Annotated in this window: 25 protein-coding genes and 1 pseudogene; 10 read left to right on the forward strand and 16 right to left on the reverse strand. The window is 63.0% G+C overall.

The window, feature by feature from the left end; translation table 11 throughout:
* Positions 1–6 precede the first annotated feature (6 nt).
* The 12 genes and pseudogenes from IPK59_16010 to IPK59_16065 form a co-directional block, all read right to left on the reverse strand.
* Positions 7–780 (reverse strand): ATP-binding cassette domain-containing protein, encoded by a 774-nt coding sequence (locus IPK59_16010; protein MBK8160203.1) that lies wholly within the window; start codon positions 778–780, stop codon positions 7–9.
* Positions 777–1,556 (reverse strand): ABC transporter permease, encoded by a 780-nt coding sequence (locus IPK59_16015; protein ID MBK8160204.1) that lies wholly within the window; start codon positions 1,554–1,556, stop codon positions 777–779. Before IPK59_16015 ends, IPK59_16010 begins: the two co-directional genes overlap by 4 nt.
* Complete coding sequence (alr, locus tag IPK59_16020; protein ID MBK8160205.1) at positions 1,553–2,692, reverse strand: alanine racemase; 1,140 nt, start codon at positions 2,690–2,692, stop codon at positions 1,553–1,555. The genes IPK59_16015 and alr overlap by 4 nt, the downstream gene beginning before the upstream one ends.
* A gap of 14 nt (positions 2,693–2,706) precedes the next feature.
* On the reverse strand, positions 2,707–4,197 hold the full coding sequence (locus IPK59_16025; protein MBK8160206.1) for a replicative DNA helicase: 1,491 nt from the start codon (positions 4,195–4,197) through the stop codon (positions 2,707–2,709).
* Between the two features lie 187 nt (positions 4,198–4,384).
* Entirely contained in the window at positions 4,385–4,897 is a 513-nt protein-coding gene (locus IPK59_16030) for a c-type cytochrome (protein MBK8160207.1), read from the reverse strand.
* Positions 4,898–4,907: 10 nt separating this feature from the next.
* Positions 4,908–5,378 carry a copper chaperone PCu(A)C gene (locus IPK59_16035; GenBank protein ID MBK8160208.1) on the reverse strand — a complete coding sequence of 157 codons (471 nt, stop codon included), beginning with the start codon at positions 5,376–5,378 and terminating at the stop codon, positions 4,908–4,910.
* 4 nt (positions 5,379–5,382) lie between these two features.
* Positions 5,383–5,967, reverse strand: a complete 585-nt coding sequence (locus tag IPK59_16040; GenBank protein MBK8160209.1) for an SCO family protein — start codon at positions 5,965–5,967, stop codon at positions 5,383–5,385.
* Between the two features lie 69 nt (positions 5,968–6,036).
* Positions 6,037–6,468, reverse strand: coding sequence for a hypothetical protein (locus IPK59_16045; protein MBK8160210.1), 432 nt, complete (start codon positions 6,466–6,468; stop codon positions 6,037–6,039).
* 164 nt (positions 6,469–6,632) lie between these two features.
* Positions 6,633–7,208, reverse strand: coding sequence for a 50S ribosomal protein L9 (gene rplI, locus IPK59_16050; protein MBK8160211.1), 576 nt, complete (start codon positions 7,206–7,208; stop codon positions 6,633–6,635).
* A 13-nt stretch (positions 7,209–7,221) separates the two neighbouring features.
* Positions 7,222–7,449 (reverse strand): annotated as a pseudogene (locus IPK59_16055) (30S ribosomal protein S18).
* A gap of 107 nt (positions 7,450–7,556) precedes the next feature.
* Positions 7,557–8,084 (reverse strand): 30S ribosomal protein S6, encoded by a 528-nt coding sequence (gene rpsF / locus IPK59_16060; GenBank protein MBK8160212.1) that lies wholly within the window; start codon positions 8,082–8,084, stop codon positions 7,557–7,559.
* Positions 8,085–8,360: 276 nt separating this feature from the next.
* Positions 8,361–8,705 (reverse strand): GFA family protein, encoded by a 345-nt coding sequence (locus tag IPK59_16065; GenBank protein MBK8160213.1) that lies wholly within the window; start codon positions 8,703–8,705, stop codon positions 8,361–8,363.
* 103 nt (positions 8,706–8,808) lie between these two features.
* On the opposite strand from IPK59_16065, the gene fabD reads away from it, so the two are divergent.
* From fabD to IPK59_16105, 8 genes are all read left to right on the forward strand, one after another.
* Positions 8,809–9,759 (forward strand): ACP S-malonyltransferase, encoded by a 951-nt coding sequence (gene fabD, locus IPK59_16070; GenBank protein ID MBK8160214.1) that lies wholly within the window; start codon positions 8,809–8,811, stop codon positions 9,757–9,759.
* 16 nt (positions 9,760–9,775) lie between these two features.
* Positions 9,776–10,513: a 3-oxoacyl-ACP reductase FabG gene (gene fabG, locus IPK59_16075; GenBank protein ID MBK8160215.1), complete on the forward strand. Its 738-nt coding sequence runs from the start codon at positions 9,776–9,778 to the stop codon at positions 10,511–10,513.
* A 202-nt stretch (positions 10,514–10,715) separates the two neighbouring features.
* The gene (locus tag IPK59_16080) at positions 10,716–10,952 is read left to right on the forward strand and encodes an acyl carrier protein (GenBank protein ID MBK8160216.1); all 237 of its coding nucleotides are present in this window, start codon (positions 10,716–10,718) and stop codon (positions 10,950–10,952) included.
* A 193-nt stretch (positions 10,953–11,145) separates the two neighbouring features.
* The gene (fabF, locus tag IPK59_16085) at positions 11,146–12,408 is read left to right on the forward strand and encodes a beta-ketoacyl-ACP synthase II (protein MBK8160217.1); all 1,263 of its coding nucleotides are present in this window, start codon (positions 11,146–11,148) and stop codon (positions 12,406–12,408) included.
* A gap of 107 nt (positions 12,409–12,515) precedes the next feature.
* Entirely contained in the window at positions 12,516–13,517 is a 1,002-nt protein-coding gene (mltG, locus tag IPK59_16090; protein ID MBK8160218.1) for an endolytic transglycosylase MltG, read from the forward strand.
* Positions 13,478–14,209: a hypothetical protein gene (locus IPK59_16095; protein MBK8160219.1), complete on the forward strand. Its 732-nt coding sequence runs from the start codon at positions 13,478–13,480 to the stop codon at positions 14,207–14,209. The genes mltG and IPK59_16095 overlap by 40 nt, the downstream gene beginning before the upstream one ends.
* A gap of 36 nt (positions 14,210–14,245) precedes the next feature.
* Complete coding sequence (locus tag IPK59_16100) at positions 14,246–14,692, forward strand: hypothetical protein (protein ID MBK8160220.1); 447 nt, start codon at positions 14,246–14,248, stop codon at positions 14,690–14,692.
* A gap of 176 nt (positions 14,693–14,868) precedes the next feature.
* Positions 14,869–16,374 carry an endonuclease/exonuclease/phosphatase family protein gene (locus IPK59_16105; GenBank protein MBK8160221.1) on the forward strand — a complete coding sequence of 502 codons (1,506 nt, stop codon included), beginning with the start codon at positions 14,869–14,871 and terminating at the stop codon, positions 16,372–16,374.
* 7 nt (positions 16,375–16,381) lie between these two features.
* Here the strand turns inward: IPK59_16105 and IPK59_16110 are convergent, their stop codons facing one another.
* From IPK59_16110 to IPK59_16125, 4 genes are read right to left on the reverse strand one after another with little or no spacing between them, the layout of a single operon-like run.
* A complete protein-coding gene (locus IPK59_16110; protein MBK8160222.1) occupies positions 16,382–16,960 on the reverse strand; it encodes a hypothetical protein in 579 nt (192 codons plus the stop codon).
* Positions 16,953–18,104 (reverse strand): succinyl-diaminopimelate desuccinylase, encoded by a 1,152-nt coding sequence (dapE, locus tag IPK59_16115; protein MBK8160223.1) that lies wholly within the window; start codon positions 18,102–18,104, stop codon positions 16,953–16,955. The genes IPK59_16110 and dapE overlap by 8 nt, the downstream gene beginning before the upstream one ends.
* Positions 18,104–18,952, reverse strand: coding sequence for a 2,3,4,5-tetrahydropyridine-2,6-dicarboxylate N-succinyltransferase (gene dapD, locus IPK59_16120; GenBank protein ID MBK8160224.1), 849 nt, complete (start codon positions 18,950–18,952; stop codon positions 18,104–18,106). Before dapD ends, dapE begins: the two co-directional genes overlap by 1 nt.
* Positions 18,949–19,644 (reverse strand): pyrimidine 5'-nucleotidase, encoded by a 696-nt coding sequence (locus IPK59_16125; protein MBK8160225.1) that lies wholly within the window; start codon positions 19,642–19,644, stop codon positions 18,949–18,951. Before IPK59_16125 ends, dapD begins: the two co-directional genes overlap by 4 nt.
* A gap of 546 nt (positions 19,645–20,190) precedes the next feature.
* Here IPK59_16125 and IPK59_16130 point away from each other — a divergent pair.
* Both IPK59_16130 and IPK59_16135 read left to right on the forward strand, forming a co-directional pair.
* On the forward strand, positions 20,191–21,528 hold the full coding sequence (locus tag IPK59_16130; GenBank protein MBK8160226.1) for a diguanylate cyclase: 1,338 nt from the start codon (positions 20,191–20,193) through the stop codon (positions 21,526–21,528).
* A gap of 2 nt (positions 21,529–21,530) precedes the next feature.
* The gene (locus IPK59_16135) at positions 21,531–22,730 is read left to right on the forward strand and encodes a DUF2336 domain-containing protein (protein MBK8160227.1); all 1,200 of its coding nucleotides are present in this window, start codon (positions 21,531–21,533) and stop codon (positions 22,728–22,730) included.
* Positions 22,731–22,838: the final 108 nt, after the last annotated feature.

Here is a 22,838-nt window from a genome sequence, read left to right on the forward strand (position 1 = left end):
CCGCGCTCAAAGCGGCCGGACGGGCATGCGGATGGGGCCTTCGGCGCGGCCTTGCACGAACTGGTCGACGAAATCATTGCCGCAGCGATCGATATTCTTGGCGTCACCGGACCAGATGATGCGGCCTTCATAGATCATGGCAGCCCGGTCGGCGATGGCACGCAGCGAATGCATGTCGTGGGTGATGGAAAGGGCCGTGGCGCCGAGCGATTTCACGCATTTGACGATGAGCTCGTTGATCACCTGCGCCATGATCGGGTCGAGCCCGGTGGTCGGTTCGTCGAAGAAGATGATCTCCGGTTCCGCCGCGATGGCGCGGGCCAGCGCCACCCGCTTCTGCATGCCGCCGGAAAGTTCGGAGGGTATCAGTTCGCCCACTTCCGGCCCGAGGCCCACGGCGGCGAGTTTCCGCAGAGCCACTTCCTTGGCGGCTTTCCGGTTCATGCCGCGGCCGGCGATGAGCCCGAAGCCGACATTCTCCCAGACCGGCAGGCTGTCGAACAGCGCGGCACCCTGGAACAGCATGCCGAATTTGCGCATGATCTCTTCGCGTTTGGCAGCAGGTATGCCGACGGTTTCCTCGCCGTCGATCTCGATCGAGCCGGCATCCGGTTCCACGAGGCCCAGGATGCATTTGATCAGCACCGACTTGCCGGAGCCGGAACCGCCGATCACCACCAGCGATTGGCCACGCGGCACATCGAGATCGACGCCGTTCAGCACCTGCTTCGGGCCGAACGCCTTCTTCAATCCACGCACCTTGATCTTGAGATCGCTCATCGGCTGAAGAAAATCCCGGTGATGATGAAGTTGGCGGCAAGGATCAGGATCGAGGCACCGACCACGGCATCCGTGGTGGCCTTGCCGACGCCCTGGGCGCCGCCTTTGGATTCGAACCCGTTATAGGTGCCCATAAGCGCCACGATGAAGCCGAAGGCCGCGGCCTTCACCAGGCCGGAGACGATGTCGATCGTCTCGACGAAATCGACCGTGTTCTTCAAGTAGATCGACGGGCTGAAGTCGAGTTTGAACACGCTCACCAGATAACCGCCGAACACGCCGATGATATCGGCAATGCCGACCAGGACCGGCAGCATCAGCACGGCGGCAATCAGGCGCGGCGCGATGAGATACTTGAAAGGATTGGTTGAGAGCGTACGCAAGGCGTCGATCTGCTCGGTGACACGCATGGTGCCGATCTCGGCCGCCATCGCGGCGCCGACGCGCCCGGCCAGCATCAGGCCGGCCAGCACCGGTCCCAGTTCGCGCGTCAAGGAGATGACCACGACATAGGGGATGGTGGATTCGGCATTCAGCCGGGAGACGGCGACATAGGTCTGCAGCACCAGCACCATGCCGGTGAAGATTGCCGTCATGCCGATGACCGGCAGCGAATAATAGCCGATCTCGATCATCTGCTTGAAGATGAGGCGCGGATAGAAAGGCGGCGTCAGGCAATGCAACACCGCGCGGAGCGTGAACAGGGCCAGACGGCCGATGGCTTCCAGGCTGCTGAGAAAGGTGCGGCCGATGGGTTGCAGGACCGGTACGCTCATCCCCCGGCACCTACATAGCGACGTTGAAACCGCGTACCGAGATTGGTCAGGATCTCATACCCGATCGTCCCCGCATCGCGCGCCAAGTCGTCGACCGATTGCTCCGGCCCGATGATATCGACGGTCATGCCGGGCTGACAGGCGGCCTGGGGCAAATGTCCGACATCGACCGTGATTAAATCCATCGAGATGCGCCCCACGATCGGGGCCCGCTGGCCAGCCACGAAGACCGACCCCTGATTACCCAGCGACCTGAAAATCCCGTCCGCATAGCCAACCCCGATTGTGGCCAGGACAGATGGCCCCCGAACCTGATGCGAGGCACCATAACCAACGGTCATATTCAAGTCAACCTCACGTAATTGCAGGATTTTTGCCTGCAACCGCACGACTTGGCGGAGGGGATTCTGTGCCCCCAGGACGGGGTTGATGCCATAAAGCGCGGCCCCCGGCCGACTGAGGTCGAAATGAAAGTCGGCGCCCAGAAAGATGCTCGACGAGGCTGCCAGCGAATAGAGCGGCTTCGTCTTGCCAGGCAGTTTGAGGCCGGGCAGCTTGAGATTGTCGGCAACATCCCGAAAACCGCCGAGCTGGGCCCGGTTTGCCGGATGCTCCGGATCATCGGCGCAGGCAAGATGGCTCATCACCAGGGTGATATCGAGACCGTCCAGCAGATGCGGGTCGGCGATCAGCCGCAGGGCGTCCTCCCGACCCAATCCCAGGCGATTGAGTCCGGTGTCGAATTGCAGGCCGGCGGGGCGGGTCGTGGTGGCGCGGGTAAAGTCACGCCAGCGCGCGATCTCGGCCAGGGAGTTGAGGATGGGAATGAGGTCACTACCGGCGATGTCGCGCTCCGCCCCCTGCGGCAGGCCGTTCATGAGGTAGATCCGGTTGCCCTGGTCAAAGGCCGGCAGTTGCTGGCGCAGCGCCAGCCCTTCATCCACCGTCGCCACGAAGAAATGGGTGCAACCGGCGCGCCTGAGATGCGGCGCGATCATGGCGGCGCCCAGGCCATAGGCATCGGCCTTCAGGGCGACGCCGCACTGGGCCGGCGCGACGCGGCCGGCCAACAGACGGTAATTGGCCAGAATGGCGCCGAGATCGACCGTCAGCACCGGCGAAAAGGAATCGGGCATGGCTCAGCCCAACCCTATTCGGTCTGCGCCGGTATGTAGTCGCTCCGCAGCAGATCGCTGAACTTGGTCAGCATGCCCTCGAATTGCAGCGGGACCGTGCCGATCGGACCATGGCGCTGCTTTGCGATGATCACTTCGGCGACGTTGTGGACGCGCTCCATCTCGCGCTGCCATTCCTGCATCTTGTCGGCCTCGTGGTCCCCGGGCTTCCTGCGCTCGTGATAATATTCCTCGCGGAAGACGAACATCACCACGTCGGCGTCCTGTTCGATCGAACCCGATTCACGCAGATCGGAGAGCATCGGGCGCTTGTCGTCGCGCTGTTCGACGGCGCGGGAAAGCTGCGAGAGCGCCACCACGGGCACGTTCAATTCCTTGGCGATGGCCTTGAGGCCGCGGGTGATTTCCGAAATTTCCTGCACCCGGTTCTCCGAGCCGCGGTTGTTGGCCGAGCGCATCAGCTGCAGGTAATCGATGATGATGAGGTCGAGCCCATGCTGGCGCTTCAACCGCCTCGCGCGGGTGCGGAGCGCTGGAATGGTGAGCGCCGGGGTGTCGTCGATGAAGAAACCGGCCGAACTCATCTCGTTGGCGGATTCCACGACGCGGATGAACTCCTCATCGCCCTTGATGTCGCCGCGGCGGATCCGGTCCGATGACACCCCCGACTTCTCCGCCATGATACGCAAGGCGAGCTGTTCCGATGACATTTCCATCGAAAAGAAGGCGACCTTGTAGCGGGTCCCGGTATCGCCTTCCTTGAAGGCGCTGGCCGCATTGAAACCCATATTGGTGGCCAAGGCCGTCTTGCCCATGGAGGGGCGACCGGCCAGGATGATGAGGTCGGAGGGCTGCAAACCGCCCAGTTTGCGGTCGATATCGGTCAAGCCCGTGGTGACGCCGGTCAGATGGCTGTCACGCTTATAGGCCGCTTCCGCCATCTGCAGCGCGGAAACCACGATCGTCTTGAAATCCTTGGGGCCGCCCTCGACCTGGCCGGTTTCGGCCAGAACAAACAGCTTCGATTCCGCCTGCTCGATCTGCTGCATGGCGGTAACGTCGGTATCGTGGATGAAGGCCTCGTTGACCGTCACCTCGCCAAGATCGATCAACTGCCGCCGCAGATAGAGGTCGTGAATGGTGCGGCCGTAATCCTCGGCATTGATCACCGTGACGACGGCCTGCGCCAATTGCACGAGATAGGTGGCACCGCCGATTTCGGACAGCGCCCCGTCCTGGTCGAACAGGTTCTTGAGGGTCACCGGATTGGCGATCTGCCCGCGTTCGATGAGCTTGCCGATGGCGGCGAAGATGCGGCCATGCAAGGGATCGGCAAAATGTTCCGGGCGCAGGAATTCGTTGACCCGGTCATAGACCAGATTGTTGGCGAGCACGGCGCCGAGCAAGGCCTGCTCGGCTTCGTAATTGACGGGTGGCGTGCGCGTCGGCGTCGAGCCGTCATTCCCGCGCAGCCGCGTGACATTGGTCTGTTGTGTTGCTTCCATGGCGGCGACCCTAACAGAGGCTTCCGGCGATAGCGCGCACCATCACCTGTGGATAGCTGTGGATAACGGGGATGATAACATTATCTGCGAGTCGCAAATCGCTGCATTGACAATGTGGAAATCACAGATTCTCGATCGTCATGCCGGGCCTTCGCCGGGCATGACGATCGAGAGCAATTGCAGCAGTCTAAAAGCGTGGCGTCAAAGCACCAGGTGCGGCACCCGGCTCGCAGGCCGGCGGGTAGGTCCAATCCGTCGGGAGGTCGGCGGGCAGCAAGGCATAGGGATCGCCCGCCATCTGAAAGCGACGGACACTTTCGGGCCAGTGACTTTTGACAAAAGCGAAAACCTGCCAGATCTGATTGTCCGATAGTTTTTCGCCGAATGCCGGCATGGGTGAACCAGCCGCGCCATTCTTGACGTGCTGGAACAAGGCCTTGTCGTCATGCATCCAGGCATGACCGGATGCGGTCAAGGGCGGTGCGCGCCAGCCTTGCGCGGCGAGACTGCCAAGCTGCCAGCCTTCCTGCCCATCCAACGCGCTGCCATGGCAGGCGGCGCAATGTGCCTGATAGAGGACAGCGCCTTGCCTGGTCCCATAGGAATCGATGGCGCTCATCGTCGCCTGATAGAGCGTGTAGAGAAAGGCGCCGGCACAAAGCAATGCCGGCGCCCACAGCCAGGAACGGTCGAAAGCCAATTGGCCTCCCTTAATGATCGGCGTCCATCGCATCGACCTTTTCGACCACGACCTGCAGGGTCACGGACCCGGCCTTGGCGAATGTCAGGGTGACCGCGAAGGTATCGCCCTCGGCAAAGCGCTGCTTCAACCCCATCAGCATGATATGCAGGCCATGGGGTTTCAACTCCACCTTGCCATGGGCCGGAATATCGAGGATTCCGGCCGGCTTCATGGTCATGACGTCGTTTTCCATCGACATCTGGTGCACCTCGGTCATGGCGGCGACGTCGGAACTGGCACCCAGCAACTGGTCGGGTGTATCGCCGGTATTCTCGATGGTGACGAAGACGGCGCCGCTCTTGGCGCCGGCGGGATTGGCGCGCGACCAGGCGTGGTGCAGCACCAAATCGCCCAGTTTTTGTTCGTGGGCCGAGGCGACACTGCCGAGACCGGTGAACGTCAGCAGGCAGGCAAGCAGGAACGTGGCAAGACGGGTCATAAGTTCAGGCTCCTTGAGCAATGATTTCCTTGAGCCGGATGACCATTTCATCCGGCTGCATGTTGCCGGCGAGAACGCCGGCATATTCGTATTCGGGGTTCATGACGATGATCGCCGTGCTGTGATCCATCAGATAGAACTCGCCTTCGCCCTGTTTGGCGTAATAAACGCGGAAGGATTTGGCGGTTTCTGCGATCACCTCTGGTGACCCGGTGAGGCCCATGATGCGCGGATCGAAGGAACTGAGATATTCCTTCAGCACCGCGGGTGTATCGCGGGCGGGATCGATCGAGACGAAGACCGGCTGGACCTTGTCGGCATCCGGCCCGAGCTTCCCCAGCACCAGCGAGAAGGTGTTGAGGGCGGTCGGGCAGGCATCGGGGCAGAAGGTGAAGCCGAAGAAGAACAGGGAATACTTCCCCTTCAGCGCCGCTTCCGTGACTTCCTGCCCATCGGTGCCGATGAGCTTGAAGGGGCCGCCCACGGACAGGGTCTGGGTCACCTGCTTGTTGTTGAGAAAATAACTGGCGCCGATGCCCGAAGCGGCCGCAACGGCCACGGCGGAAACCAGCAAGGCGCGCCGGTTCATGGGATGTCTCCCTCGAATGAACAATCTGGGAATGAACAATCTGGCCGGTGCAGGGCACCGGTGCGGTGGTCAGGCGATGGAGCTTGCCGGCGGTGCGCGCGAGGCGAAGGCGGCCGCAGCCAGGGACTGCGCGGGCCGAGTGGCCGGCATGCTGGCCACGATCGGCAGCGCCCAAGCCGTCATTGTTGGAGGATCGACCGGGGCGGGGGCGAAGCCGTGGGACTGCGCCAGGGTGAAGCAGACCGGGCAGCTGGCATGATTGCCGGACTTGGCCGGCTGTCCATCACTGCGCTGGCTGAAGCCGAGGCAGGTACCGGCAAAGCTCTGCATCTCGTCGGCGGTAGCGGCCGCCACGCGCATGGCGTTCTGCATGGCATCGGCCGGCATCACCTGCGCCATGGCCTGCAGGCACAGCGCCAGCATTCCAGCGGCCAGTGTGATCCAGCGACGGGTCTTGGGAGCCGGTTGGATGCCGGCGCGCGGGGTGAAGAACTGTTTCATGTCGTTGATGGCAGTCTAGTCCGGCCGCGTACTGGCTCGCAAGCAATGCACCCGGCCCGCGACCGCCTGTCCCAGGTCCGCAAACAAAAACGGCCGCCCCCCAGAGATTTCGTGGGGGACGGCCGTTCTGGTAGCGAACCTGGCCTTGCGACCAGGCTTTAGGCTCAGGCTTCTTCCGACGCGGTCTCGCCGGTGGCCTCGGCGGCCTCGGCAAGCAGCTTGTCGAGATCGGGGGTGTCATCGTCCTCGGTCTTGGCGATGAAACCACCGGCCTTTTCCTGCATGACGGCTTCGTCTTCCGACTTCGCGACGTTCGCGGTGACGGTGACGACGACTTCAGGATGCAGGGCAACCCGAACCGGGTGCAGCCCCAGGGTCTTGATCGGCTTGTCGAGGACCACCTGGCGGCGGTCGACGGTGAAGCCGGCCTTGGTGACGCCTTCGGCGATATCGCGGCTTGAGACCGAGCCGAACAGGATGCCGGTTTCCGAGGCCTGGCGGATAAGGACCACCTTCAGCCCGTCAACCTTGCCGGCAATCTTCTGCGCTTCTTCTTTAAGCTTCAGATTGTTGGCTTCGATCTGCGCGCGCTGCGTCTCGAAACGCTTCTTGTTCTCTTCGGTGGCGCGGAGCGCCTTCTTCTGCGGCAGCAGGAAGTTGCGCGCAAAGCCCGGCTTCACATTGACGACGTCGCCGATGTGACCCAGCTTTTCGACGCGTTGGAGCAGGATGATTTCCATGATCCTATTCTCCTTACTTCAACACGTAGGGCAGCAGGCCAAGGAAGCGAGCGCGCTTGATCGCCTGGGCGAGCAGACGCTGCTTCTTGTTGCTGACCGCGGTGATGCGGCTCGGCACGATCTTGCCGCGTTCGGAGATGAAGCGGCCAAGCAGCTTCACATCCTTGTAATCGATCTTCGGCGCCTGGGGGCCGGAGAAGGGGCAGGACTTCCGGCGACGGAAGAACGGACGACGGCCACCCGCGGCGCCGCCACGACCACCTTCGCGGCCGCCTTCACGACCACCGTCTCGGCCGCCATCGCGTCCACCCTCACGACCGCCTTCGCGGCCGCCACGATCAAACTCGCTCATGAACGATCTCCTTCACCTTCGGCAGCGACAGCGGCCGGGCGTTCGCCACGGTCACGGCCACCAAAACCACCCTCGCGCGGGGCACCGTCGCGACCCGGACGCAGACGGTCGTCACGATCACGGCCGCCGCCAAAGCTGCGACCACCTTCGCGACCACCCTCACGCTCGCCACGGCCACCTTCGCGGCCTTCGCGATCACGGCCCTTGGACTGCAGCATGGCGCTGGGACCGGCCTCGAGTTCGTCGACGCGCACGGTCAGATAGCGCAGCACGTCTTCGTTGAGGCGCATGTTGCGCTCAACTTCGGCGATGGCACCGGCCGGGGCATCGATGTTGAAGAGCACGTAATGGCCCTTGCGGTTCTTGTTGATGCGGTAGGTGAGACCCTTGAGGCCCCAATATTCCTTCTTGAGCACCTGACCGCCCTGGGCGGTGATGATGCCGGTGAAGGTTTCGGCCAAGGTGTCGACCTGCTGGGCAGTGACATCCTGGCGCGCAATAAAGACGTTCTCGTAGAACGGCATTAAGCAACTCCCTCTGGCTCTTAGCGGCCCGTTGCTGGTTTGCCGACGATCGGCAACGCATCAGCGGATCTGACTGGAAAATCCAATCATTTCACGGACCTAGCCGATCCCCTCGCACCGTCAGCGGGTGGCACTCAGAAGAGTGACGGAGGGTCGGCAGGGCTATGGACGGGCGGGTTATACACAGGCCCCCCGGAAATGCAAGGGATTGGGCGGGATTCGGCCTGAAAGGCCCCTCACCCCGCCCTCGCCCCGCTCTTGCGGGGAGAGGGGACCTTAAGCACTCCGCCCGTCATAGGGAATCCGCGTCAGGGTGGTGAGGTCGATCCCCTCCAGGCAGCGGACATTGACGGCGGCCGTGGCGGACCCATCGGGGCCAACGCCGAAACCGAAGGGCGCGCAGCCGCAGGTCGGGCAAAAATGGTGTGCGATCACATGCTTATTGAACTTGTAGGTGCCCAATTGGACCTCCGGCGAGCTGAGGCGCAGCTTGTCCCGGGGCACGAACCACAAGAGATAGCCCTTGCGGCTGCAATGCGAGCAATTGCACTCGATAACGTCGCCATAGGTCCCTTCGACCTCGAATTTCACCTGGCCGCAATGGCAGCTGCCTCTTTGCATGGCTTGCCCTCCCGTTTGACAGGTCCTGACTATATAGCCCGTTCCGGGTTGACGGCAGGGGGCCAGTTGGGGTCTAAGCCCGGCACTCTTCATGGGAGGGACGTTGATGCGCGCTTTCGTGTTTCCGGGCCAGGGGTCACAGGCCGTCGGCATGGGCAAGGCCCTGGCCGAGGCCTTCACATCGGCAAGGCTGGTGTTCGAGGAAGTCGACGAGGCGCTGGTGCAGAAACTCTCCAAGCTCATGTTCGAGGGTCCGGAGAGCGATCTGACGCTCACCGAAAATGCCCAGCCGGCCTTGATGGCGGTCTCGATCGCGGTCCTCCGTGTGCTGGAGACGGAAGGGAATTTCCGCCTCGCCGACAAGGCAGGCTTTGTCGCCGGCCACAGCCTTGGTGAGTATTCGGCGCTGGCCGCCGCCGGTGCCTTCACGCTGGCGGATACCGCGCGCCTCCTCAAACTGCGCGGCCAGGCGATGCAGAAGGCCGTGCCGGTGGGCGAGGGCGCCATGGCGGCCCTTCTCAATTTTGATCTCGAACGCGCCCAGAAAGTGGCAGCGCAGGCGGCGGAAGAAACCAAACTCGTCTGTGCGATCGCCAATGACAATGATCCAAGCCAGGTCGTCGTCTCCGGCGCGCTGGCTGCCGTCGAGCGGGCGGGCGTGTTGGCGCTGGAAGCCGGCGCCAAGCGTTCGGTCATGCTGCCGGTCTCGGCGCCCTTCCATTGCCCGCTGATGCAGCCCGCGGCCGACGCCATGGCGGAGGCTTTGGGCAAGACCAACATCATGATGCCCGTGGTCCCCGTCATCGCCAATGTGACGGCGCAGCCGGTCTCCGATCCCACTACCATCGCCAAGCTGCTGGTCGAGCAGGTGACCGCAACGGTGCGCTGGCGCGAAAGCGTCCAGACCCTGAAAACACTGGGTGTGTCGCGAATCTTCGAACTGGGCGCCGGCAAGGTGCTCTCTGGTCTCGTGAAGCGCATCGACAAGGAAATCGAGAGCCAATCCGTGGGCCAGCCCGCTGATATCGATGCTGCCCTCAAAATCCTAGGCTAATGGAGTTCATGCCATGATGTTCGACCTGACCGGCAAGACAGCACTTGTGACGGGCGCTTCCGGCGGTATCGGTGGCGCCATCGCCAAGGCATTACATGCGCAAGGTGCGACTGTGGCTTTGTCCGGCACGCGGCGCGATGCGTTGGAAGCGGTCGCGGCCGAGCTCAAGGAACGCGTTCATGTGGTGGTGGCCGACCTCTCCGACGCCGCCTCGACCGAAGGCCTGGTGAAAGAAGCCGAAGCTGCCATGGGCAAGCTCGACATCCTGGTCAACAATGCCGGCATCACCCGCGACAATCTCGCCATGCGCATGAAGGACGAGGAATGGCAGAAGGTCCTCGACGTCAACCTCACGGCCGGCTTCCGCCTGGCGCGCGCCGCCATGCGCGGCATGATGAAGCGCCGCTTCGGCCGCATCATCGGCATCACCTCGATCGTCGGCGTTACCGGCAATCCCGGCCAGGCCAATTACGCCGCGGCCAAGGCCGGCATGATCGGCATGTCGAAGGCGCTGGCGCAGGAACTGGCGTCGCGCAGTATCACAGTAAACTGCGTCGCCCCCGGTTTCATCGAAACCGCCATGACTGGCGCCCTCAATGAGGAGCAGCACAGCCAGTTGCTGCCCAAGATCCCGATGGGACGCATGGGCCAAAGCAGTGAGATCGCCGCAGCGGTCGTGTATCTGGCCAGCGACGAGGCCGCCTACATGACTGGTCAGACACTCCACGTGAATGGCGGTATGGCCATGATCTGATTACATTTTTATGTGATCGACCGACCTTGCGCGGGCACTACTGGTCAAGTCCCGCAGAGTTGTGTTAAGTGACCGCTGACCAATGGCTTCTGATTCACCTGACATAGCGGGACGGAACCAATATTCGGGTGCGGAATTCGGGTAATAACTGCAAGGACCGTCGGCCAGGATCAATGGCCGGCTCAAACAAGGGAAGACAGAGATGAGCGATGTTGCTGAGCGCGTGAAGAAGATCGTGATCGAGCACCTCGGCGTGGAAGAAGCCAAGGTCACCGAAGGTGCGAATTTCATCGACGATCTGGGCGCGGACAGCCTCGATACGGTCGAGCTGGTCATGGCCTTCGAAGAGGAATTCGGTTGCGAAATCCCTGATGACGCGGCCGAGAAGATCCTGACCGTGAAAGACGCCATCGACTACATCAAGTCGAAATCCGCCTAAGCCAAAATCCGACCGATGCACAAGGTCAAGCAATTGATCCTGAAAATCGGTCGGGGTGTTTAGGAATTCCCGTGCGGGCCCCTGTTTCGGGGCCCAAACGATTTCTGGATCCAGTGATGCGGGACCCGAGCAATCGGCCCCCTATCGGTGGATGGGTACCTGAGGTTAACGGCAAAGAGTGAGCGAGGACATCATGCGTCGCGTGGTCGTCACCGGTATGGGCATCGTGTCGCCCCTGGGTGTTGGTGTGGAACATGTTTGGAAGCGGTTGCTGAAAGCCGAATCCGGCCTCAGCGGCATTCAGAGCTTCGATGTCTCCGACCTGCCCTGCAAGGTGGCGGGCCAGGTACCGCTGGGCGACAAAGCTTCGGGCAATTTCAATCCCGATGAATATGTCTCCGGCAAAGACCAGAAGAAGATGGAGCCGTTCATCATCATGGGTGTCGCTGCCGCGACCGAAGCGGTGGAAGACAGCGGCTGGGCGCCCACCGACCAGGAACAGCTCGACCGAACCGGCGTTCTCATCGGCTCCGGCATCGGCGGCCTCAATGGCATTTACGACACGGCGATCATCCTCAAGGAAAAGGGGCCGCGCCGGGTCAGCCCGTTCTTCGTGCCGTCCTGCCTTATCAATCTTGTCTCCGGCCATGTCTCGATCAAATACGGCTTCCGCGGACCCAACCATTCCGTGGTGACGGCCTGTGCGACCGGCAGCCACGCGATCGGCGATGCCGCGCGCATGATCATGCTGGATGACGCCGACGTCATGGTCGCCGGCGGTGCCGAGGCCACGATCGGGCGGATCGGCTTTGCCGGTTTCTGCGCCGCGCGTGCCATGTCGACCGCGTTCAACGACGATCCGACCGCCGCGTCACGTCCCTGGGACAAGGACCGCGACGGCTTCGTCATGGGCGAAGGCGCCGGCATCGTGGTGCTCGAGGAATACGAGCACGCCAAGAAGCGCGGCGCCAAGATCTATGCCGAGGTGATCGGCTACGGCATGTCGGGCGATGCCTATCACATCACCGCCCCGTCCGAGGACGGCAATGGCGGCTTCCGCGCCATGACCGCCGCCCTCAAGCGCGCCAAGCTGAATATTGAGGATATCGACTATATCAATGCCCACGGCACCTCGACGCCGCTCGGTGACGAGATCGAATTGAATGCGGTGAAGCGCCTGTTTGGCGACCACGCCTACAAGCTCACCATGTCATCGACCAAATCGGCGATCGGCCATCTGCTGGGTGCAGCAGGTGCGGTCGAGGCGATCTTCTCGATCCTCGCGATCCGCGACCAGGTCGCGCCGCCGACGCTCAACCTCACCAATCCGTCCGAGGGCTGCGACATCGACCTGGCGCCCAAGCAGGCCAAGCCCCGCAAGATCAAGACCGCCTTGTCGAACTCCTTCGGCTTCGGCGGCACCAATGCCAGCGTCATTTTCACCGGCGTGAACTGACGGCCGCCAGCGCGAGCCGCCCGATATGAACGTGGGTCCGGCATGACCGCCCATCTGTCGCTCCTGATGCCGCTCATCCTCATGACGCTGCTGATGGGGTTGCTGCCATGAGTCTCCGCGGCAAGACGCTGATCGAAATCGTCGCCGGGTTCCTGTTCATCATCGTCCTGATCGGCGGCGGTGCCGGTGCCTGGTTCTGGAACGCCTTCAATGCCGGCGGTCCCCTGCGGAACGAGACCGTGCTGGTGATCCCCAAGGGCAGCGGCGTGGGGGCCATCGCCGATCTCCTCGCCAAGGAAGGTGTCATCGAGAACCCGCTGGTCTTCAAGCTCGGCGTCAAGTTCTTTGCCAAGGACCAGCCGCTCCATGCCGGCGAATTCCGCTTCCCGACCGCGGCGTCTCCGCGCGGCGCCATGCAGGTGCTGATCGAGGGGAAATCCGTCCTCCACCGCATCACGCTGGCCGAAGGCTGGACCGTGCGCGAAATGTTCGATGCGCTGCAGGCTTCGCCCCTGCTCGAAGGCCCGCTGCCGCCGCCCCCTGCCGAGGGCACCTTGCTGCCGGAGACCTATTTCTTCGTGCGGGGCGACAGCCGGGGTGCGCTGGTTGAGCGCATGAAAGGCAACATGACCGAGATGCTGGCGCGGCTCTGGGAGAAGCGCGATCCCAAGGTCAACCTCGACAGCCCGTATGAGGCGGTCATCCTGGCCTCGATCGTGGAGAAGGAAACCGGTCTCAAGGACGAACGCGCCCGCGTCGCCGCCGTGTTTCACAATCGCCTGAAAAAGGGCATGGCCCTGCAATCGGATCCGACGGTCATCTATGCCGTGACGCTCGGCAAGGCGCCCTTGGGCCGCGATCTCACCTATGCCGATCTCAAGCTCGACAGTCCCTACAACACCTATGTCATCGCCGGCCTGCCGCCGTCGCCGATCGCCAATCCGGGCGAGGCGGCGTTGACCGCGGTGCTGCATCCCAAGGACACCAAGGAACTCTATTTCGTGGCCGATGGCACAGGCGGTCATGCCTTTGCCGAAACCATGGACGGCCATCTCAAGAACGTCGCCAAATGGCGCAAATTCCAGAAACAGAACAAGCAGGCCAACTGATGTTCTTTCGTGCAATGCGGCGTCGGGGATTGGTCTTTGCGGTTTGTTCGCTTGGTCTTTGCTTTTGCCAAGGTGTAGCTGCTGCGCAAGACACCCTCGCCGATAGCGGGACGGTCGCTCCCACGTTTCGCCAGAACGTCATTGTTCTCCTTCAAGGTCAGCAGCTATCCGTGCCGCTCACCTTCGAACAAGTTCAGTCTGATCCTGACTATGTCGCGGATGATGGACGCCAATCCCTTGTCGAATTCGTTCCGAACGGTCAAACGGTTTACGAGTGGACGGAGCTTGTCAGCGTTCGCAGTTTCGCCCTTGACGTTTTTCCAGGCGCCAAGGCCATGCAAGTCATGGAGTTGCTTGCCCAGAGCATCTATCAGGCTTGCCCAACATCTTTCGTCTATGAGCCATTGCCAGGAAAGTCCGTCGCGGGATTTCCCGCGACCACGGCGCTTCTGGGGTGCCGAGCGACTGAAAACATGGTCGTTCCAGGGCTTGAAATTGGTCAGTCTGAAGTCGGCGTCTACACTGTCGTTGAGACTCCAGCGGCATATGTCGAGGCGCACTACTCGCGTCGAACCGGAGACGTGACCGAATTTGACAGCCCGTCAGATCCCGCCGTCGTGGCGGCATTGAACGGGTTCGTGCAGGGTCTGAAATTTTGTGCAGGCAGTCCTGATGCCTCGCCTTGCAAGTAAACAACAACATTTGTCTAACCTGGGTGAAGTTCAGTCATGAGCAACGACAATAGTACCAACCGCATGGAGCCGGTCCTCAACGTGGGCAAGCAATGCGCGCTCTATCTTGGCGTGGTGGCGGCTCTGGCCGGCGGTGTCGCTTTCTTCGGGCCGCTCGACCGCACGTCCGCCGAAGCGCAGGAGCAGACCATCATCCCGCTTGAAGGCGAGTTCGACATGATGCCGCGACTCGATGCCGAGAGCGACGCAGCCCCCAAGGACGTTGCCGTCTTCTATATCACCGGTGCGCCGGCGCAGAAGATGTGGGACGCCTTCCCGATGCAGCCTGTCGAGGATGAATGCGTCGGGCGCCTCTCCAAATACGGCAACGGCATGGTGTGCTACGGCGCCAATGGCGATGGCTCGGTGCCGGATGAACCTTACGAATGCACCTTCGGCGTCGACATGAAGAGCCAATCGCTCATTCTGGCGCAGGATTGCTGATAGCTCGATAAGACGGGAAAAATATCCGTGAGGTTGGTATATCCAAGCATTTGATTCCATGCCAAATATATTGAATGACAGTTCAGATATTCACTATTAAAAAACTGAAATAATTGACTTTATTCAACATTAATTGGAAACTCCCCCACACTTGAAAAAGAGCGGGGGAGGCGGGCATGCTTTTTTGGCTTCGGCGTTTGGCCGTGTTCATGGCGTTGTCGCTGCTGCCGGGAACGGCCGTTGCGGCCGACGCGCCGCTCTCGCTGAAGGTGATGACCTTCAACATCTTCCTGGGCGGCGATCAGGTGAATTTCGCCAAGGTGATCGAGGCAATCGAGGCCTCCGGCGCCGACATCGTCTGCCTGCAGGAAGCGGAAGGCCGCACCGCCGAGATTGCCGCGGCGTTGGGCTGGCCCTATGCCGCCGCCAACCGCAACATCCTCGCGCGCGTACCCCTCTTTGCGCCACCGACCGCGATCGGCCCGGACGGCAACGATCTCAACTATGTCTTTGCCGAAGTAAGCCCCGGCAAGTTCATCGCGGTCGCCGATGTGCATCTGCCCTCCGATCCTTACGGCCCCTACGCCTTGCGCGACGAGGGGAAATCAGTGGATGAGATCGTGGCGCTGGAAAAGGAAACGCGTCTGCCGGCGATCGAAGCCTATATCGCGCCGCTGCAGGCCTTGGCTGAAGGCGGCACGCCGGTCGTCATCGTCGGCGATTTCAACACCCCCTCGCATCTCGACTGGACCGCTGCCATGGTGGGCCAGCGCGCGCAGATCACCGCGACCATCGACTGGCCGGTGACCAGGGCGCTTTCCGATGCGGGCTTCACCGACGCCTATCGCGCGGTGCATCCCGATCCGGTGACGAAGCCCGGCATCACCTGGAGCTACGGCTATCCGTTCCCGCATGTCGACGCCAATGAAGCCCTCGACCGGATCGACCTCATCCAGATCCTGGGGCCGGTGAAAGCAACGGCGGCGGAAATCCTCGGCGACCCCGCGATGCCCGATACGGACATCGCCGTCTCGCCCTGGCCCTCCGATCACCGCGCGGTGGTGGCGACATTGGAAGTAACACCTGGTCCGGCACCGACCATGGTGTCGCCGCTCAAGCGCGGCGTCATGGCGGGCGATGCGGTCGATGTGCGCTTTCACGGCGCGACCGATGATGGCCGTGTTCAAGACGGGCGCGTCGCCCTTTTGCCATCGGGCGGCGATGTCGCAGCGCCCTTGGCAACCCTCTACACCAACAACGGCACCGACCGCGCGAGCCTCATGAGTTTCGGCACATCGACGTTGGCGCCTGGCGCCTATGATGCGGCGCTGGTCGATTCCGCCGGCAAGGAGTTGGCGCGGGCACCGTTCTGGGTGCGCGCCGCCGGCACGCGGCCCAGCGTCGCCACCGACAAGACGACCTATGCCAGCGGCGATGCGATCACCGTCACCTGGGCCGATGCGCCAGGCAATCGCTTCGACTGGCTGGGCATCTATGCCAAGGACGATCCGGCCGAGGACAATTACCAGTACTTCTTCTACGTCAACTCGGCGGTGAGCGGATCGCTGGTGCTCGACAAGGACATGCTGGGCGATGTGCTGCCGGCGGGCAATTACGATGTGCGGCTGATGCGCGACGACGCCTATATGCGCCTTGCCGGGGCGAGCTTCTCGGTCAAATGACGCCGCCCTAGCTGCTGGGCAGATAGATCACCGGCGACATCAGCAGGATGAAGAGGCTCCACATCAGCAGGTAATCGACCACGGCAAGGAGGATGGCGCCGCCATAGCCGATGCCGAGCAGCACGCGCAGCATATAGGCTTCGTAGATCAAGGAGGCCAGAACGAGGAGTGTGGAGGCCGTCTCCGACCAATCGCCGAGCAGTCCCGCACTTCCCGCAAACGTCAGCAGGCAGGCCAGGATCGCCCAGGCGAAGTTGACCCAGTTATAGCAGGCGATCGCGGCAATCGCCTGTCCCTCGCGCTCGATGGCGCGGCCAAGGACGATGAGGATCAGCGGAAACATGATCCAGCTCAGGGCGTAATTGATCAGCGTCAGGCTGACGACCCGGAAGGCCGTCGCGTCCGGCGATACACCGAACTCCCCGAACCGCAGATAGAGGAACAGCGGAAAGACCGGGATCATCAGGTAGAAGGACCGCAATGCACCGGCATGGCTGCGGTCGAACCATTGCACGAAGCCGGCCTCGAAGCGCAGCAGCAGCTTCATGCCGATGACCGCCGCCCGTGCCTCGGTCCAGCTAGGCATCCAGGTAAGCGTCTAGCACGCGTTCATAGATGCGGCTCAGGGCCTCGATATCCGCCACCGGCACATGTTCATCGACCTTGTGCATGGTGGCACCGGCCAGGCCGAACTCGATCACCGGGCAGAAATTCTTGATGAAGCGCGCATCCGAGGTGCCGCCCGTGGTGGAGAGTTCCGGCGTAAGGCCCGTCTCGGCCTTGACCGCCGCGACCAGCAAGGCGGACAAATCACCCGGCGGGGTCAGGAAGGATTCGCCCGAGCATTCGCAGATGAGATCATAGCGGCCGCCAACCGAATCCAATCGGCGCCGGATCTCGGCTTCGAGGCTCTTCGCCGTATAAAGATCGTTGAAGCGCGAATTGAACACCGCTTTGGCTTCCGCCGGGATGACGTTGTTGGCCGGGTTGCCGACATCGACCGTCACGAATTGCAGGCTGGTCGCCGGAAAATGCTCTGATCCCTCGTCGAGCGGCACGGTGAGTGCTGCGATCATCGCCGAGAGGCGATGGATGGGATTGTCGGCCAGATGCGGATAGGCGGAATGACCCTGGATCCCGTGCACGGTGAGACGCCCCGTGAAGCTGCCGCGCCGGCCGATCTTGGCCATCTCGCCCAGCTTCGCGGGATTGGTCGGCTCGCCGACGATGCAGGCGTCGAGCTTTTCGCCTTTGTCCGCCAGCCAATCAAGGACCGGCTTGGTGCCGTTGACCGCCGGGCCTTCCTCGTCGCCGGTGATGAGCAATGAGATGGCGCCGGCGAATTTGCCCTGGCGCTTCGCCACGAAACGGGCGGCCGCCGCGGCGAAGGCAGCGATGGCGCTCTTCATGTCGGCGGCACCCCGGCCATAGAGCTGGCCGCCCACGATCTCCCCCGCAAAGGGATCGACCGTCCAGCTTTCGACCCTTCCGACCGGCACCACATCGGTATGGCCGGCAAAGCAGATGTTCCGGCCCGGCCGGTCGCCGCTCACCCGGGCATAGAGGTTCTGGATCTCGGCCGTGCCGGGTGCGGCGAAGGCGAGCCGGTGATTGCTGAACCCCGCCGCTGCCAGGGCCGCTTCCAGCACGCCGATGGCGCCTTCATCCTTCGGTGTGACCGAAGGACGGCGGATGAGCTCCTGGGCAAGCTTGACGGGGTCCAAGATCATCAATCCCGCAGCAGATCGTTGATCGAGGTCTTCGAGCGCGTCTTCTCATCGACCCGCTTGATGATGACCGCGCAATAGAGGCTGGGGCCAGGTGTCCCGTCCGGCAGGGGCTTGCCGGGCAGGGCGCCGGGGACCACCACGGAATAGGCCGGGACGCGGCCGTAATGCACGTCGCCCGTGGCACGGTCGATGATCTTGGTCGAGGCGCCGATGAAGACGCCCATGGAAATGACCGAACCGGTCTCGACCACGACGCCCTCGACCACTTCCGAGCGCGCACCGACGAAGCAATCATCCTCGATGATGACCGGGCCAGCCTGCAGGGGCTCCAGCACACCGCCGAGGCCGACACCGCCCGAAATGTGGCAGTTCTTGCCAACCTGGGCGCAGGACCCGATCGTCACCCAGGTATCGACCATGGTGCCGCTATCCACATAGGCGCCGACATTGATGAAGCTCGGCATGACGACGACGCTGGGCGCCACATAGGCGCTCTGGCGCACCACGGCGCCGGGTACCGCGCGGAAGCCCGCGGCCTTGAAGCGCGCTTCGTCCCAGCCGGCGAATTTCGACGGCACCTTGTCGAACCAGGCCGACTGGCCGGATGGGAACATGCCGCCACCCGGCACATGGTAGGAATCGTTGAGGCGGAAGCTCAGCAGCACCGCTTTCTTCAGCCACTGATGGGTCTGCCACTTGCCGCCGACCTTCTCGGCGACGCGGTAGCTGCCGTCATCCAGCTTGGCCAGCGCCTCGGTGACGGCATCACGCACATCGCCCTTGGTGGCCGAACTGATCTCGGTCCGCTTTTCCCAGGCGGCGTCGATGATCTCCGACAAATTACTCATAGCTTGCTCTCCAAAGTGGATGTCTTGGGCGTGCCATAGGGCGCCAGGAAACCGGCGAGGTCCTCGGTCACGTGATGGATGAAAGATGGATCGACCTCTGGCCCGGCCCATTCGTCATCGGTTTTGACCAGCACCGTGGTCATGCCGAGCTGATGTGCCGGGGCAAGGTTGCGCGGCATGTCGTCGATCATGACCGCGGTCGTGGGATCGATGCGGTACTGATCGCACAGTTGCCGGTAGACGCCGGGATCGGGCTTCGGCACGAAATCCGAGGCGACGATGTCGAAGATCGCCTCGAAATGCGCCCCGATGCCGACCCGCGCCATGACCCGTTCGGCATGCTGGACCGAGCCGTTGGTGAAGATCACCTTGCGGCCGGGCAGGGCGGCGATCGCCGCATCCAGCGTCGGATTGGGTTGAAGCCCGTCGAGGTCGATCGCATGCACGAAATCGAGGAACCCGTGGGGATCGATCCCGTCATTGACGATGAGGCCGCGCAAGGTCGTCATATGCTCTTGGAAATAACGTTTCTGCAGGGCCAGGGCCCCCGTTTCGGAAAGCCCCAGATTTGTCCGGATATACTGACGGATGCGCACCTGCACCTGGTCGAACAGCCGGCAGGACGCAGGATAGAGCGTGTTGTCGAGGTCGAAAATCCAGGTACCGACCGGTTTTGTTCCGCTTGAGGACATTATTGGCCCGAACCTTGTTGGCCCGAACTTTGTCGACCTGACGAGACTACTGGCGACGACATGGCAGCCAACGGCTTTCCGCGAATTGCACAACCCGAAAACTCTCGCCCGGACCTTATGGCCTGAGGCCGCGGCTCGCAAGCCGTGACGCGGGGCTTAACACGGTATTAATCATGGAAAAGGCAATCTCTCCGCCATGATGGCCACGATCACCCCGCCAGAACCCGGATCAGACGAGTCGCCGCTTGCCGCGGCCCACCGCCTGTCTGCCGCTGACGCGCCCTTCTCGGTGGACCGCAACCCGGCCCTGCTGCTGGGCGGCGACGACCGGATCCTGGCAGCCAATGCGGCTGCGGCCCCGCTCATCTCCCTGCTGGCGGCACCGCCCCGGAACTCGCCAACGCCCTGCTGGCGGCGAAGGGCGGGACGGCCAGCCGCATCGCGGCCCTCGAAATCACTGCCGCCGATGGCAAGGTCCAGTCACTCGACCTCTCGCTCCTGCCCTGTGGCAATGGCCAGGCCCTGGCGGCGGCCGGGGAGGGCGTGTTGTTGCTCGGCCGCGACATCAGCCTGGAACGGGCGCTCCGCGGCGCGCTGATCGATTCACGGCAGCGTTTCAAGGAGCTCATCGACGCCGCCGCTGATTTCACCTGGGAAGTGGATGGCGAGGGCGCCTTCGCCTTTGTCTCCGGTCCCCTCGCCATGGGCTATGCACCCAGCGAGCTCATCGGCCGCAAGCCGCAGGAATTCGCCCTTGCCGAGGGCGCCGAGCAGGCTTTCGCCGGCACCGGCGTCCATGGCGGCACCGAGATCTGGATGCAGGCCCAGGGCGACCGCCCGATCTGCCTGCTGGTCCAGGGCCAGCCCCTGGCGACATCCGGCCCCTTCCGTGGTGCCCGGGGCCTTGCCCGCGACATCACTGCGCAGAAGGCACGCGAAACGGAACTGGCGGAGGCGCGCCACCGCGAGCGCCTGGTCGTCCATCTGCTCCGCACCCTGCGCCGCACGATCGAACCGGCGGCTGCCATCGCCACCGCGCTCAACACCGCCATTCAGGCCGTGGGTGCCGAGATCGGCAGCGTCGGTCGCTTGGCCAGCGACGGCATCGGGGTAGAGCATCTCGGCGGCACATCGAGCGCCGCCGATCCGCTGCTGATCCAGGCCGCGGCCCGTGCGCCGGAAGGTGTTGCGATCAGCCAGGACGGCCAGCTGCTGGGCCGTGCCTTTCTATGCCGCTACGATGGCCGCAAAGTGGGTGTCCTGCTCCTGTGGCGGGACATCGCGCGGGGTGATTGGTTGGCCGACGATCTCTTCCTGCTGGGGGAACTCGCCGAACAGCTGGCTGTCCTCATGGAGCAGTTGAAGGGTCATGAGCAGTTGCAGCATCTCTCGACCACCGACGCGCTCACCGGTCTCCTCAATCGGCGCGGCTTCGAGCACACGCTGGCACGGATGGTCGAACGCGCGCGCCACGACCAGCATGGCGGTGCGCTCATCTATGTCGACCTCGACAACTTCAAACAGGTCAACGATCGCTTCGGCCATGCCCAGGGCGATGCCGCCCTGGTGGCCACCGCCGATATCCTGCGTACCCAACTGCGCGCGCGCGATCCCATCGGCCGGCTGGGCGGCGACGAGTTCGTGGCCTGGCTCGACGATATCGACCGCGACGAAGCGGTGGTGAAGGCGGAAGCGCTGCAGGTGGCGGCGAAATCGCTGGCGCGTTTTGCGCCGGGTTGCGAAAAGCCGCTCGGCTTTTCCATCGGTATCGCCATGCTGCGCGGGAGCGAACCTGATTCGCTGGAAGCGCTGATGGCGCGGGCCGACGACGCCATGTACCGGATCAAGCATGGCGGCAAGGGCGGTTTCGTGCTGGTGGAGTAGAGATGGAATACGAAGAAGCCAAGCGGCTGGCGGCGGCCGGCAGTGATGCGCAACGCCGCGCGCTGGCGGCGCGCAACGATCTGCGGCCGGAAATCCTCTATTTCCTGGCCGAGGACAAATCGGCCGATGTGCGTCGTGCCATCGCCGGCAACGAAACAACGCCGCGCCAGGCCGATCTGCTTTTGGCGCGCGATACCGATATCGGCGTCCGTGAATTGCTGGCCGTCAAGATCGCGCGCCTCGCCCCGCAGCTTTCGCAGGAAGCGCGCACCCAGATCCGCGACCTCACCATCGAGGTGCTGGAAACCCTGGCCCGCGACCAGGCGCTGAAGGTGCGGCGCATCGTTGCCGAGGCATTGAAAGACCTCACCGACGCACCCGCCCATCTCATCCAGGAACTGGCCCGCGATCTCGAGATCAAGGTCGCCGGGCCGGTGCTGCAATATTCACCGATCCTCACCGATGACGATCTCATGGAGATCATCAGCAGCGGCCCCATTCGCGGCGCGCTGACCGCCATCGCCAAGCGGCGCCGGATCGGCGACCGGCTGGCGGATGCGATCGTCGCGGCGGCGGTCGAGGTGCCGGACGAGACCGATACCATCACCGACCTCCTCAACAACAAGAGCGCGCAGATCCGGGAAGAGACGCTTGACCTCATCCTCGACAAGGCGCCCGCCGTCGAGGAATGGCAGGAACCGCTGGTGCGCCGGCCGCTGCTGCCGATGAACGCGGTCAAGCGCCTCGCGGAATTCGTCTCCTCCTCGCTGTTCGATCTGCTCACTGCGCGGCCCGATCTCGACAAATCGACGGCGAAGGCCGTGGCCAAGGCGGTCAAGAAGCGCCTCGCCGCCGAAGCCAAGCAGAAGGATGCCGGCGACAGCCAGGCAACACCGCCCGTGGGCGACGAGGAGGCGATGAGTGCCGCCATCGCCGGCGGCAAGCGCGACCAGGTCATGGCGGCGCTGGGGCGCGATGCCGGGCTCAACCCGGTCATCGTCAAGAAGATCATGTCGTCGATGAGCGCCAAGGCGGTCACGGCCTTGGCCTGGAAGTCCAAGCTCACCATGCGCCAGGCGCTGCAACTGCAATTGAAGATTGCCGGCATCCCGCCGCATCAGGCGTTGAATCCGCGCGGTGGCACCGACTATCCGCTGACCACCGCCGAAATGGAGTGGCAGCTGGAACTCTTCGTCGGCTGAGGCAGCTGGAAAGGCGTTCCTCCTGGTGTGACTGCCCCAGGAATATTTTCAGCTCATACTATCGTGTGGGCACGTTAATCTCTGATTCAGACTCTCCTGTTTATAAGG

The organism is Rhodospirillaceae bacterium (assembly GCA_016712715.1).
Taxonomy (GTDB): domain Bacteria; phylum Pseudomonadota; class Alphaproteobacteria; order Dongiales; family Dongiaceae; genus Dongia.

Coding starts and splice junctions, on each gene's coding strand:
- IPK59_16035 (MBK8160208.1), bottom strand. CDS start 5,378: ATGACCCGTCTTGCCACGTTCCTGCTTGCCTGCCTGCTGACGTTCACC.
- dapE (MBK8160223.1), bottom strand. CDS start 18,104: ATGATCTTGGACCCCGTCAAGCTTGCCCAGGAGCTCATCCGCCGTCCT.
- IPK59_16100 (MBK8160220.1), top strand. CDS start 14,246: ATGAGCAACGACAATAGTACCAACCGCATGGAGCCGGTCCTCAACGTG.
- dapD (MBK8160224.1), bottom strand. CDS start 18,952: ATGAGTAATTTGTCGGAGATCATCGACGCCGCCTGGGAAAAGCGGACC.
- IPK59_16025 (MBK8160206.1), bottom strand. CDS start 4,197: ATGGAAGCAACACAACAGACCAATGTCACGCGGCTGCGCGGGAATGAC.
- rpsF (MBK8160212.1), bottom strand. CDS start 8,084: ATGCCGTTCTACGAGAACGTCTTTATTGCGCGCCAGGATGTCACTGCC.
- fabG (MBK8160215.1), top strand. CDS start 9,776: ATGTTCGACCTGACCGGCAAGACAGCACTTGTGACGGGCGCTTCCGGC.
- mltG (MBK8160218.1), top strand. CDS start 12,516: ATGAGTCTCCGCGGCAAGACGCTGATCGAAATCGTCGCCGGGTTCCTG.
- alr (MBK8160205.1), bottom strand. CDS start 2,692: ATGCCCGATTCCTTTTCGCCGGTGCTGACGGTCGATCTCGGCGCCATT.
- IPK59_16105 (MBK8160221.1), top strand. CDS start 14,869: ATGCTTTTTTGGCTTCGGCGTTTGGCCGTGTTCATGGCGTTGTCGCTG.
- IPK59_16045 (MBK8160210.1), bottom strand. CDS start 6,468: ATGAAACAGTTCTTCACCCCGCGCGCCGGCATCCAACCGGCTCCCAAG.
- IPK59_16080 (MBK8160216.1), top strand. CDS start 10,716: ATGAGCGATGTTGCTGAGCGCGTGAAGAAGATCGTGATCGAGCACCTC.
- IPK59_16065 (MBK8160213.1), bottom strand. CDS start 8,705: ATGCAAAGAGGCAGCTGCCATTGCGGCCAGGTGAAATTCGAGGTCGAA.
- IPK59_16110 (MBK8160222.1), bottom strand. CDS start 16,960: ATGCCTAGCTGGACCGAGGCACGGGCGGCGGTCATCGGCATGAAGCTG.
- fabF (MBK8160217.1), top strand. CDS start 11,146: ATGCGTCGCGTGGTCGTCACCGGTATGGGCATCGTGTCGCCCCTGGGT.
- IPK59_16015 (MBK8160204.1), bottom strand. CDS start 1,556: ATGAGCGTACCGGTCCTGCAACCCATCGGCCGCACCTTTCTCAGCAGC.
- IPK59_16095 (MBK8160219.1), top strand. CDS start 13,478: ATGGCGCAAATTCCAGAAACAGAACAAGCAGGCCAACTGATGTTCTTT.
- IPK59_16135 (MBK8160227.1), top strand. CDS start 21,531: ATGGAATACGAAGAAGCCAAGCGGCTGGCGGCGGCCGGCAGTGATGCG.
- IPK59_16125 (MBK8160225.1), bottom strand. CDS start 19,644: ATGTCCTCAAGCGGAACAAAACCGGTCGGTACCTGGATTTTCGACCTC.
- IPK59_16010 (MBK8160203.1), bottom strand. CDS start 780: ATGAGCGATCTCAAGATCAAGGTGCGTGGATTGAAGAAGGCGTTCGGC.
- IPK59_16040 (MBK8160209.1), bottom strand. CDS start 5,967: ATGAACCGGCGCGCCTTGCTGGTTTCCGCCGTGGCCGTTGCGGCCGCT.
- rplI (MBK8160211.1), bottom strand. CDS start 7,208: ATGGAAATCATCCTGCTCCAACGCGTCGAAAAGCTGGGTCACATCGGC.